This is a genomic window from Shinella sp. GW821-FHT11G07 (assembly GCF_058808115.1).
This window is the reverse complement of the sequence record NZ_JBXARJ010000001.1, coordinates 639,084-650,827: the sequence shown is the minus strand read 5'-3', so window position 1 is coordinate 650,827 and position 11,744 is coordinate 639,084. Positions and strand designations below refer to the sequence as shown.

10 protein-coding genes are annotated in these 11,744 nt (G+C 63.4%); all 10 read left to right on the top strand.

Going from position 1 to position 11,744, the window contains the following annotated elements; genetic code table 11:
• Window positions 1-30: 30 nt before the first annotated feature.
• On the top strand, window positions 31-1,560 hold the full coding sequence (locus tag AC1RT2_RS02915) for an FGGY-family carbohydrate kinase (RefSeq protein WP_493099310.1): 1,530 nt from the start codon (window positions 31-33) through the stop codon (window positions 1,558-1,560).
• Window positions 1,561-1,562: 2 nt separating this feature from the next.
• Window positions 1,563-3,182 carry a GMC family oxidoreductase gene (locus tag AC1RT2_RS02910; RefSeq protein WP_493099569.1) on the top strand — a complete coding sequence of 540 codons (1,620 nt, stop codon included), beginning with the start codon at window positions 1,563-1,565 and terminating at the stop codon, window positions 3,180-3,182.
• A 63-nt stretch (window positions 3,183-3,245) separates the two neighbouring features.
• Complete coding sequence (locus tag AC1RT2_RS02905) at window positions 3,246-4,247, top strand: LacI family DNA-binding transcriptional regulator (RefSeq protein WP_493099308.1); 1,002 nt, start codon at window positions 3,246-3,248, stop codon at window positions 4,245-4,247.
• A gap of 156 nt (window positions 4,248-4,403) precedes the next feature.
• Window positions 4,404-5,438, top strand: a complete 1,035-nt coding sequence (locus tag AC1RT2_RS02900) for a sterol desaturase family protein (protein ID WP_493099306.1) — start codon at window positions 4,404-4,406, stop codon at window positions 5,436-5,438.
• Window positions 5,435-5,746 (top strand): MocE family 2Fe-2S type ferredoxin, encoded by a 312-nt coding sequence (locus AC1RT2_RS02895; RefSeq protein WP_493099304.1) that lies wholly within the window; start codon window positions 5,435-5,437, stop codon window positions 5,744-5,746. The genes AC1RT2_RS02900 and AC1RT2_RS02895 overlap by 4 nt, the downstream gene beginning before the upstream one ends.
• A 78-nt stretch (window positions 5,747-5,824) precedes the next feature.
• Window positions 5,825-6,769 carry a substrate-binding domain-containing protein gene (locus tag AC1RT2_RS02890; RefSeq protein WP_493099302.1) on the top strand — a complete coding sequence of 315 codons (945 nt, stop codon included), beginning with the start codon at window positions 5,825-5,827 and terminating at the stop codon, window positions 6,767-6,769.
• 59 nt (window positions 6,770-6,828) lie between these two features.
• The gene (locus AC1RT2_RS02885) at window positions 6,829-8,034 is read left to right on the top strand and encodes an NAD(P)/FAD-dependent oxidoreductase (RefSeq protein WP_493099567.1); all 1,206 of its coding nucleotides are present in this window, start codon (window positions 6,829-6,831) and stop codon (window positions 8,032-8,034) included.
• The gene (locus AC1RT2_RS02880) at window positions 8,034-8,864 is read left to right on the top strand and encodes a sugar phosphate isomerase/epimerase family protein (protein ID WP_493099300.1); all 831 of its coding nucleotides are present in this window, start codon (window positions 8,034-8,036) and stop codon (window positions 8,862-8,864) included. The genes AC1RT2_RS02885 and AC1RT2_RS02880 overlap by 1 nt, the downstream gene beginning before the upstream one ends.
• A 231-nt stretch (window positions 8,865-9,095) precedes the next feature.
• Window positions 9,096-11,390: an FdhF/YdeP family oxidoreductase gene (locus tag AC1RT2_RS02875; protein WP_493099298.1), complete on the top strand. Its 2,295-nt coding sequence runs from the start codon at window positions 9,096-9,098 to the stop codon at window positions 11,388-11,390.
• On the top strand, window positions 11,387-11,704 hold the full coding sequence (locus AC1RT2_RS02870) for a hypothetical protein (protein WP_493099296.1): 318 nt from the start codon (window positions 11,387-11,389) through the stop codon (window positions 11,702-11,704). The genes AC1RT2_RS02875 and AC1RT2_RS02870 overlap by 4 nt, the downstream gene beginning before the upstream one ends.
• Window positions 11,705-11,744 lie beyond the last annotated feature (40 nt).

Genomic DNA, 11,744 nt, shown 5'->3' with positions numbered 1-11,744 from the left:
CGGAAGCTGGAGCCTTGGGAGGGGTTCAGAATGCAGAAATATCTGTTGGGGCTCGACGCCGGCAACACGGTCATCAAGGCGGTGATCTTTGACCTCGCCGGCCAGGAAGTGGCGCATGCGGGGGAGGAGGGGCATAGCCGCATGCCATGCCCAGGCCATGTAGAGCGCGACCTCGGCGAACTCTGGGCCAATGCAAAACGCGTCATCCGCACCTGCCTCGACAAGGCGGGCATCTTGGCGAGCGACATTGCCGCCATCGGCTGCGCCGGCCACGGCAACGGGCTTTATGCGCTCGACCGGGACGGCGAACCGCTGATCGGCATCCAGTCGATCGACACGCGTGCCACCGGCCTCGTCGAGGAATGGCTGGCGGAAGGCGTGGGCGATCGCACCTATCCCATCGCCCGCCAACGCCCCTGGCCGTCCCAGACTCCGACGCTGCTTGCCTGGCTGAAGCGCTACAGGCCGGACGTCTTCAAGCGTATCGGCACGGTATTCTACTCCAAGGATTTCGTCGTCAACCGCCTGACCGGCGAGCGCGTCAGCGAGATGTCGGACATGTCCGGCGCCGGCCTGCTCGATCTCTCCGCCCGTCGCTACGACGAGGCGCTGATGGAGGCCTATGACCTTGGTGACTGCCTGGATCTGCTGCCGCGACTGATCGAAAGCGCCGACATTGCCGGGCGGGTGACGGAAGCGGTGGCCAAGGAGACGGGGCTAGCCGTCGGCACGCCTGTCATCGGCGGGTTGTTCGACGTTGTCGCCTCCGCGCTCGGCTCGGGCGTCTCGCGCACCGGCAGCGCCTCGATCATCGCCGGTACCTGGAGCATCAATCAGGTCATCATCGACAGTCCCGATCTCGACGGTCCGGTTTTCATGTCCTCGACCTTCGACCGCACGCGCTACATGGCGATGGAAAACAGCGCCACCTCGGCGGCAAATCTCGAATGGCTGGTGCGTGAATTCTTCGAAGGCGAGCATGCGGAGGGCGTTTCGCCGTTCGATGCAGCTTGCGCGCTGGCCGCGGCCGTCGAGCCTGCGGCGGATGATCCGCTCTATCACCCCTATCTCTACGGCGCGCAACAGGACGGTCATGCGCGCGCCGGCTTCTACGGCATAGCCGGCTGGCATACGAAGGGGCATCTGATCCGTGCGTTGCTCGAAGGCGTCGCCTTCGGCCATCGTCAGCATGTCGAGACGATCCGCAAGGCGGGCGCGACCTTCGAGGAGGCGGTGCTGTCCGGCGGCGGTTCGCGCAGCCGGCTCTGGCCGCAGATTTTTGCGGATGCGCTGCGCGTGCCCGTGACCGTCGCCGTGTCGCGCGAGACGGGCGCTCTTGGTGCGGCAATCGCGGCGGGCACCGGCGTTGGCCTCTTTGCGGATTTCACCGATGGCGCAAATGCCATGGTGCGCACCGACCGGCACTATAGGCCAAATAGTGCCCTTGCCGCGCACTATGACCGGCGGTACGCCCTCTACAAGGATATCACGGAAGCCATGACACCGCTCTGGCGTCGGCTTTCGGCAACCGAACCCAGAGCAACCGGAGTTGCGGCGTGACTTTGCATGATACTGAAACGCCGGTCGACGAGGGCACCTACGATTTCATTATCGTCGGCGCCGGCTCGGCTGGCTGCGTCCTGGCAAACCGGCTCTCGGCCGATCCGAAGAACCGGGTGCTGCTGCTCGAGGCCGGCGGCACGGACCGCTATCACTGGGTGCATGTGCCGATCGGTTATCTCTTCTGCATGGGCAATCCGCGCACCGACTGGATGATGAAGACGGCCGCGGAAGCCGGGCTCAACGGTCGCGCGCTGAACTATCCGCGCGGGAAATTGCTGGGCGGCTGCTCGTCGATCAACGGCATGATCTATATGCGCGGGCAGGCGGCCGACTATGACGGCTGGCGGCAGGCGGGCAATGCCGGTTGGGGCTGGGACGATGTACTGCCCTATTTCCTGAAGTCGGAAGACAATTATCGCGGTAAATCCGCCATGCATGGTGCGGGTGGTGAATGGCGGGTCGAACGCCAGCGCCTGTCCTGGCCGATCCTCGATGCGTTCCGCGATGCGGCGGAGGAACTCGGGGTTCCGAAGACCGACGACTTCAACGACGGCGACAATGAGGGCTCCGGCTATTTCGAGGTGAACCAGCGCGGCGGCCTGCGCTGGAACACGACGAAGGCCTTCCTGCGGCCTGCCATGAAACGAAAGAACCTCCGCGTCCTGACTGGTGCCGAGACTGAGCGGCTGGAATTCGAGGGCAAGGCGATTTCCGGCGTCCGCTTCCGTCTTGGTGGACGGCTCTGCATCGCGCGGGCTTCCCGCGAAGTCGTGCTGTCGGCCGGAGCCATCAACTCGCCGAAGATCCTGGAACTGTCCGGCATTGGCCGGCCGGACGTGCTCTCGGCGCTCGATCTTCCCGTGCGGCACGCGCTTCAGGGCGTCGGTGAAAACCTTCAGGATCACCTGCAGATCCGCACGGTCTTCAAGATCGAGGGCGCACGCACGCTGAACCAACTCTACCACAACCTGTTCAGCCGCGCCGGCATGGGTCTGCAATATGCCTTCAACCGTTCCGGCCCGCTCTCCATGGCACCGAGCCAGCTCGGCATCTTTGCGAAAAGCGATCCCGCCGTCGCCACGGCCGATCTCGAATACCATGTCCAGCCGCTCAGCACCGATCGGCTCGGCGAGCCGCTGCACCGCTATCCAGCCGTCACGGTTTCCGTCTGCAATCTGAGGCCTGAAAGTCGTGGTACGGTCCATGTCACGGCGCGTAATGCGGCCTTGCCGCCGGAAATCCGCCCCAACTACCTTTCGACCATTGGCGACCGTCTGCTTGCGGCCAAATCCATTCGCCACGCTCGCAGCCTCATGCAGACCAAGGCGATCGATCGCTTCCGTCCGCAGGAAATGCTGCCGGGCCGCGAATACCAGAGTGACGAAGAACTGATCCAGCGCGCTGGCGATATCGCCACGACGATCTTCCACCCCGTCGGCACCTGCAAGATGGGCGACGATCCGATGGCTGTGGTGGATTCGAAGCTTCGCGTGCACGGGATCGGCAATCTGCGCGTCGTCGATGCCTCGATCATGCCGACGATCGTCTCCGGCAATACGAATTCGCCGGTCATCATGATTGCGGAAAAGGCGGCGGAGGCCATTTTGGCGCGCGCATAGGCCAACGTCTTGCGGTAGTTTGGCATCTCATCGCAGCGTTACTCAATCCAAGGCCTTCGCGACGTGAGCAAGCCGAACTACGGGGACATCGCCCGGCATGCCGGTGTCGGGACCGCCACGGTCGAGCGCGTGCTGAACGGCCGCGGCGGGGTGCGGCCCGATATGGTCGCGAAGGTGGTGATCGCCGCGCGCAGCCTGAAATACCCGCGCACGCTGCCCGATACCCATCGCGGCTTGCTGCGCATCGAGGTGCTGATGGTGCGCCCCGAGACCACCTTCTATCGACGGCTTTCCAAGGCGTTCGAACGCATTGCTGCGACGCTCGATCCGCTCGCCGTCGTCCACCGCAGCTTCACGGAGGAGATGAAGCCGGAGGAGATCGCCAAACGCATTCTTTCCACCGAGACGCCCCGCGCCGGCCTGATCCTCGCCGTTCCCAACAGTCCGTTGATCAGCGCGGCTGTGGAGGCGGTCATCGCCCGCGGCGTGCCCGTCGTCCATGTCGTGACCCGAGCGTCCGGCAACAGCGCGGAATTCGTCGGCATCGATAATTATGCCGCCGGCCGTACGGCGGCCTATTTCATCGCGCGAATGGCCAAGGTGGATGGGCCGGTCGTGGCGCTCTGCCATCCGATCTACCAGGTGCACCGCGACCGTATTCGCGGCTTCTCGGACTATTTCCTGGACCACGCCGGCCCGATCGCCTTCGAATGGCTCGGTTACAGTCGGGATGAGGAGAGTTTCAGCGCGGAAACACTCTCCATTGCGCTTGAAAAATACCCGAACCTCGTCGGCCTCTATAACGCGGGCGGAGCGAATTCCGCGCTCATCAGCGTGCTGCGGCGCCATCCACGGGGCCGCGACATCCTGTTCGTCGGGCACGAACTGACCGACTATACCCGCACGGCGCTGGGCGAGGGCATCATGGATGTCGTGCTCGACCAGGCACCCGAGGCACAGGCGCAGCGCGCGCTTGATCTCATCCTGCGCCGCATCGGCCTGACCGAGATCGAACCGGACCGGAATCCCATTCGTTTCATCACCATAACCGCCGAAGGGCTTTGATCTGATTTGATCAAGGAAGCCTTCGCCGTTTCACAGCACTCCTGATAATTTTCAAGTCAGGAGGAGAGCCGGCGTTCCAACCAGAACGTACGGGTAAGGCGCATCACGCGCTCTCCTTTCACGAATTGTGCGGGCCAAAACCCGAAGGAGAGCGCAATGGACGATCTGAAATATGGCAAGCGCAACAAGCGCGGCGACTGGGCGCCGAACGAGCCGGTTGAAACCGCGCCGCTCTTCGTCTTTCCGCCGAAACTGATGGCGGTCCTGAAATGGCTGCCGCATTACTTCTTCCCGTGGAATGCGATCTTTGCCCTGTCGGCGGTCGCCTATTGGGCCTGGGTCATTCCGTCCGTCGAAACCATGCAGACATTGAGCATCGGTTGGGCCGCCTGGCTTTATGCCGTGAATGCGGTCTGCGTTCTCCTCTTCTACGGCGCCTTCGAGGTTCACCTCTATCTGCTGAAGCGGCAGGAAAACCGCTTCAAGTACAATGGAAAATTCCCCTCAGACCAGAAGAACAAGGCCTTCTGGTTCGAAAGCCAGAACCTCGACAACATCCTGCGCACGTTCCTTTCGGGCGTCACTATCTGGACGGCCATCGAAGTGGCCATGCTCTGGGCCTATGCCAACGGCTATGCACCCTGGCTGAGCTTTTCGGAGAATCCGTGGACACTGGCGCTCGTGGCCCTCGTGGTGCCGATCATTCACGAATTCCACTTCTTTTGCATCCACCGGCTCATCCACACGCCGTTCCTCTACAAGTGGGTGCATTCGGTCCACCACAATTCCGTGAACCCGTCGCCGTGGTCGTCGCTGTCAATGCATCCGGTCGAGCATCTGCTCTATCTCGGCACGGCGTTCTATCACCTCATCCTGCCGTCCAACCCGATCCTCATGCTCTACCAGCTGCACTATGCGGGTTTCGGCGCCATCCCCGGCCATGTCGGCTTTGACAAGGTCGAGGTGGGCGAGGACAAGCTGGTCGATAGCCACGCCTATGCGCACTACCTGCACCACAAGTATTTCGAGGTGAACTACGGCGACGCGCTGATCCCGCTCGATAAGTGGTTCGGCACCTGGCACGACGGCTCGACTGAGGGCGAGGCGCAGATGCAGGAGCGCTACCGCAGGCGCAAGGAAAAGCTCGCCGCCCGCAAGGCCCGCGCCGAAATCCAGGGAGCAGCAGAATGATCTGGGTTCCCGCCTGCAAGCTCGACGATATCGAACAGGAAAGCGCCATTCGCTTCGATCATGGCGGCCGCACCTACGCGATCTACCGCGCCCCCGATGACCAGGTCTATTGCACGGCCGGTCTCTGCACCCACGAGGCGATCCATCTCGCGGATGGGCTGGTCATGGATTTCGAGGTGGAATGTCCCAAGCATTCCGGCGTCTTCGACTATCGCACCGGCGAGGCCATCCGGCTTCCCGCCTGCGAGAACCTGAAAACCTATCCAGCGGAGGTCGTCGACGGAGAGGTTCGCGTGGCCCTGACCTAGGGGCGCGCCTTTAGAGACCGGGCCCGACCGGGCCTCCGGAATGCGATCGGGTGAGCCGGCACCCATTGGGAGGATACGATGAAATCGATGTACCTGGCGGCCGCCTTGGCCGCCTTGATGGGAAGTGCTGCCTCGGCGGAGACGATCGGCGTCTCCATGCAGAGCTTCGACAACAACTTCCAGACGCTTCTGCGCGAAGGCATCAGCGCACGGGCTTCGGCGGTGGAAGGCGTCAACGTGCAGATCGAGGATGCGCAGACCGACATTTCCAAGCAGCTCAACCAGGTGAACAACTTCATCGCGGCTGGCGTGGACGCTATCGTGATGACGCTGACGGACACGTCCGCCGCACCCGGCATCAGCGAAGCGGCCGAGAAGGCGGGCATTCCGCTGGTCTATCTCAACCTTGAGCCCGACAATGTCGGCAAGCTACCGGAAAAGCAGGCCTATGTCGGATCGAAGGAAACGGATTCCGGAAAACTGGGCGCGGAAGCCGCCTGTTCGATCCTGAAGGAAAAGGGCAAGGCCAGCGATGCGCAGGTCTATATCCTGATGGGCGATCTCGCGCACCAGGCCTCTCGCGACCGCACCTCCTCGTTCAAGGAAACGCTGGCGGCAAGCGACTGCAAGGGCGTGACATTTGCCGATGAGCAGTCCGGCGCCTGGACGCGCACCAATGCGATGGACCTGACGACCAACTGGATCACCGCCGGCCAGCCGATCGACGTGGTCTTCGCCAACAATGACGAAATGGCGATCGGCGCCATCCAGGCACTCAAGGCGGCGGGTGTCTCGATGCAGGACGTGATCGTCGTTGGCATCGACGCCACGCAGGACGGCCTTGCCGCCATGGCGGCCGGCGATCTCGACGCAACCGTGTTCCAGAACGCCAAGGGCCAGTCAGCAAGCGCGGTGAATGCCGCGGTCGCGCTGGTGCGCGGCGAGCCGGTCGAAAAGCAGGTGTGGGTGCCATTCGAGCTCGTCACACCGAAGAACATGGCCGACTACGCCAACAAGAACTGATCCTCCCTCTGGGCCGGCGCATCTTGCGGATGTGTCGGTCCCTTTCACATGGAGACACCATGGACGGTATCGTCATCATCGGCGCAGGCGAGGCCGGCACAAGGGCGGCTTTCGCCGTACGCGAAGCAGGGTTTGCCGGCGCCGTCACGCTGGTTGGCTCGGAACCGCACCTGCCCTACGAACGCCCGCCGCTGTCTAAGCCGCTCGAAGGCACCGTACAGATGAAGGCGATCTGCGGGGCCGAGGCACTGGAAGCTGTGGGCATCGACTATCTTCAGGGCGTCTCGGCATCGGGTCTTGATGCAGGTCTGCGGAGCGTGACGCTGAGTGATGGTCGTTCCCTGCACTATGAAAAACTGCTCCTCGCCACGGGTGCGCGGCCCAGACAATTGAGCTGCCCCGGGGCACACCACGCGCTCGGCTTCCGAACCTATGCAGATGCGGCGGCGATCTTCTCCCGCGCGCAAGCCTGCGGGCGTGTCGCGATCATCGGCGGTGGTCTGATCGGCATGGAGCTTGCAGCCGTGCTGCGCGCCAAAGGTGTTGCCGTCAGCATTGTCGAGGCGACACCAAAACCGCTTGGACGGGCCGTTCCCCCGCGCTTTGCTGCGAAATTGCATGCCCGGCACGTGGAAGAAGGCGTCCAGTTTCATCTGGGGCAAGGCATTGCGGAAATCACGGCGGGCTCGGTCCTGCTTGCTGACGGCAGTCAAGTGCGCGCGGATATCGTTGTCGCCGCAATCGGCGTTTTGCCGGATATGGCGCTGGCCGAAGCGGCGGGGCTCGCCACCGGCAACGGCATCCTGACGGATGTTTCCCTTCGTACCAGCGATCCGCACGTCTTCGCGGCCGGAGACTGCGCCGCGGTATCCCACGCCGGTGGCGGGCATACCCGGTTCGAGAGCTGGCGAAATGCCCGCAGCCAGGCTGAGACGGCCGGCCGGAATATGGCCGGAGCAAACGAGACGTTTGCCTCCGCCCCGTGGTTCTGGTCGGATCAATATGATCTCGGTTTGCAGGTCGCGGGCTTGCCATTGCCGTCGCATCAGAGTGTGGTGCGGTCCATCGGCGAAGGGGAACTGGAATTCTTCCTCGACAATGGATGCCTTGTGGCGGCGGCGGGCCTTGGGCCCGGAAACAGCCTCGCCAAGGACATCAAACTGGCCGAGATGCTGATCGCCGCCGGAATAAACCCCGATACTGCAACGCTTGAAGATCCCGGTGTGAACCTCAAATCGCTTTTGAAAAGCGCGCGGGCAGCCTGATGCAGACCCTGCTCTTCTTCCAATCCCTCTGGGCCATGGAGCGCCGGCACACGGACGGCCACGAACGCAGTCTTGCGGAAAACGTTGCGATGATCGCCGATGCCGGTTTCGACGGTATCAGCGCGCACTATACCAACCGCGCTGACGTCACGCGCCTCAACAAGGCCATCGTGGAGACTGGCCTGAAGATCGAGGGCGTCTGCTTTCCGCGTACGGTGGATGACCTGCGCCTGCCGCTGGAGCTTGCAGCCGAGTATCCCGTCAGCCACATCAACCTGCAGCCGGATATCCGACTGCGCCGGGTGGAGGATTGCCTGCCGCTGCTCGACGGCTGGATGCGGCTTGCCGAGGACGCGGGCATTCCCGTGTTCATCGAAACGCACCGCGACCGGATGACGACGGACCTGTTCTTCACGCTGGACCTTTTGGACCAGCGGCCAGAGCTGCCGCTTCTCGCCGACCTGTCGCATTTCCTTGTCGGCCGGGAATTTGCCTTTCCGGTCGAGGAGGAGAACCACGCGCTGATCCGGCGCATCCTGCACAATGCGCAGGCCTTTCACGGACGCATCGCGTCACGCGAGCAGGTGCAGATCGAAATTTCCTTTCCGCATCATCGTCCCTGGATCGATCTCTTCCTCGAATGGTGGGACTACGGATTTCGCAACTGGCGATCGCGCGCAGCCGATGATGCCGAACTCGTCTTCACCTGCGAACTCGGTCCCAAGCCCTATGCGATCACCGGCAGGGACGGCAATGACACGACGGACCGCTGGGCGGAGGCGCTCACGCTGCGACAGATGGTGCGCGATCTGTGGAACGCGACGGGGTAACCGCCTTCCACATAAGGGATGAGGGCAACGACCTGTTGGCGCCCTGACGGTAACCGCGTCGTATCTCCTCCCGTCGCGGTTGAAAGGAGAGGGGTGGCTCCCGGCCGCCCCTCTTCTGTCGTCCGATAGGTGCGGCGATGCCGTTCGGTGGCTGCAGGCGATAGGAATTCCCTATCAAGCCATACGAACCGTCCCCTTGATCATTCCTGACGGATCGCAAATACAGGAGGAATGGCTACTACCTTTATCGGCAAAAAGTCCTCCGCAGCCGGCGGCTGGGGAGCGTTGAAGAGTTGCGGCAAGCGGTTGCTCGAGAGCGGCATGCCGATCTCCGGTGCCCGCACCCTCTTGAAGGCCAACCAGCCGGACGGCTTCGATTGCCCCGGCTGTGCCTGGGGCGACCCGGAGCACGGCTCCTCCTTCGAATTCTGCGAGAACGGCGTGAAGGCGGTGGCGTGGGAAGCAACGGAAAAGCGGGCCACGCCGGCCTTTTTCGCCGCACACACCGTTTCGGACCTCCGCAAGCTGACGGACTATGAACTGGAGCTCCACGGCCGGTTGACGCATCCGATGCGCTACGACGCGGCAAGCGACACCTATCTGCCGGTCGCGTGGGACGACGCCTTTGCCGAGATCGGCGCCATCCTCAAAAGCCTGGAAAACCCGGATCGTGCGGAGTTCTACACGTCCGGTCGCGCCAGCAACGAGGCGGCCTACCTCTACCAGCTCTTCGTGCGCGTCTATGGAACGAACAATTTTCCCGACTGCTCGAACATGTGCCACGAAGCGAGCGGCGTGGGCCTGCGCCAGGCGATCGGCGTCGGCAAGGGCACGGTGCTTCTGGAGGATTTCGAGAAGGCCGATGCGATCTTCGTGATCGGCCAGAATCCCGGCACGAACCACCCCCGCATGCTGGGGGATCTGCGCCGGGCGGCCATCCGCGGCGCCCGCATCGTCGTCTTCAACCCCATCCGCGAACGCGGCCTCGAGCGATTCTCCGATCCGCAGGACAAGATCGAGATGCTGCGCGGCGGTTCGACCGACATTGCCAGCCACTATTTCCAGCCGCAGCTTGGCGGCGACATGGCGGCCGTGCGCGGCATGGCCAAAGCCGTGTTCGCGGCCGAGGATGCGGCAGTCGCCGCCGGCCTTCCCGCCGTACTCGACCATGCCTTCCTTGCCGAGCATTGCGCCGGTCTTGCAGACTATCGTGCCGCCGTCGAGGCGACGGGCTGGGGCGAGATCGAGGACCAGTCCGGCCTGACCCGCGCCGAGATCGAACGGGCGGCGGACGTCTACATCAATGCCGAGCGCGTCATCTGCACCTGGGCGATGGGGGTCACGCAGCACCTGCACTCCGTCGCGACAATCCGCGAGATCGCCAACTTCATGTTGCTGCGTGGCAATATCGGCAGGCCGGGTGCAGGCCTGTGCCCGGTGCGCGGCCATTCCAACGTGCAGGGCGACCGTACCGTCGGTATCAACGAGAAGCCGCCGGAAGCTTTTCTCGATGCGCTGGAGCAGCATTTCGGCTTCGCCGTGCCGCGCAAACACGGGCACAATGTGCTGTCGGCGATCGGCGCGATGCTGGATGGTTCCGCGCAGGCCTTCATCGGTCTTGGCGGCAATTTTGCCCGCGCGACGCCGGATAGTGCGCTGGTCGAAAAGGCGCTTCGCAACCTCAAGCTGACGGTGAATATCGCCACGAAGCCCAACCATTCGCATCTGATGCCGGGCGAGGTCTCCTACATCCTGCCGTGCCTCGGCCGGACCGAGATGGATCTCAATTCCGCGGGCCAGTCGCAGCTCATCAGCGTCGAGGATTCGATGAGCATGGTGCACGGCTCGGCCGGCATAAACCGGCCTGCCTCGCCGCATCTCCTGTCGGAAGTGGCGATCATTGCCGGTATAGCGGCGGCAACCGTCGGCGACGGCGTCGTCGGATGGGTGGCGCTTGCCGACGACTATGACCGCATCCGCGATCATATCGAGGCGACCATTCCGGGTTTCGAGAATTTCAACACACGCCTGCGCAAGCCGCGCGGCTTTCTGCTGCGCAACACGGCCGCGCATCGGGAATGGGAAACGCCGGCAGGCAAGGCAACCTTCTTCTCCGGGACGCTGCCTCTGGAGACCGTGCATCAGCGGGCAAAGCGTGGCGGCGGGCGTTTCGCCTTGCAAACGTTCCGCTCGCACGACCAGTACAACACGACCGTCTACGGCCTCGACGACCGCTATCGCGGGGTTTACGGCGAGCGGCAGGTCATTTTCATTCATCCGGAAGACCTGAAAGCCATGGGGGCCGAGGCGGGAGAGCGGGTGGATGTCGTCGGGGACCATGACGACGGTGTCGAGCGCCTGGCGGCGGACTTCCGTTTCGTGCCTTATGATATCCCGCGCGGCAGCATTGCCGGCTACTATCCGGAACTGAACGTGCTGGTGCCGCTCGGCAGCGCCGGGGAGGAGAGTGACACACCGACCTCCAAGTCCGTCATGGTGACTTTCCGCAAGCGCGAGGCGGCGTGAGCGGCGGCGCGCCGGATATCGACCGTTTCCTGGCCTGCGTCGCACGTCTTCAAGCGGAGGCTCCGCGCCTGACGGCGATACAGGCCGGTCTTCTTGTCGCCGCCCATCTCGGCGCCGCATATGACAGCCGCACCTTTGCCCGCAAGCTCGGCCTCGCCCATGCCCTCGTGCTACGCGAATTGAACGCCCTTGCGGAGCAAGGCGCCTTACTCCGCATCGAAAATCGCGATACGCGGACGATGCGCACCGCTTTTACGCCGGGGCCGGGAGCCGGGCGTCTTCTCGCATTGCTTCCATCGGCCCCGGCGTCCTGATCCTATGCATCTCTGAACATGTCGCTGCGAAGTGCATCTT

Bases quoted from the DNA above. Each gene is read 5' to 3' on its own strand.
- AC1RT2_RS02890 (WP_493099302.1), top strand. From the start codon at position 5,825: ATGAAATCGATGTACCTGGCGGCCGCCTTGGCCGCCTTGATGGGAAGT.
- AC1RT2_RS02885 (WP_493099567.1), top strand. From the start codon at position 6,829: ATGGACGGTATCGTCATCATCGGCGCAGGCGAGGCCGGCACAAGGGCG.
- AC1RT2_RS02895 (WP_493099304.1), top strand. From the start codon at position 5,435: ATGATCTGGGTTCCCGCCTGCAAGCTCGACGATATCGAACAGGAAAGC.
- AC1RT2_RS02880 (WP_493099300.1), top strand. From the start codon at position 8,034: ATGCAGACCCTGCTCTTCTTCCAATCCCTCTGGGCCATGGAGCGCCGG.
- AC1RT2_RS02875 (WP_493099298.1), top strand. From the start codon at position 9,096: ATGGCTACTACCTTTATCGGCAAAAAGTCCTCCGCAGCCGGCGGCTGG.
- AC1RT2_RS02915 (WP_493099310.1), top strand. From the start codon at position 31: ATGCAGAAATATCTGTTGGGGCTCGACGCCGGCAACACGGTCATCAAG.
- AC1RT2_RS02900 (WP_493099306.1), top strand. From the start codon at position 4,404: ATGGACGATCTGAAATATGGCAAGCGCAACAAGCGCGGCGACTGGGCG.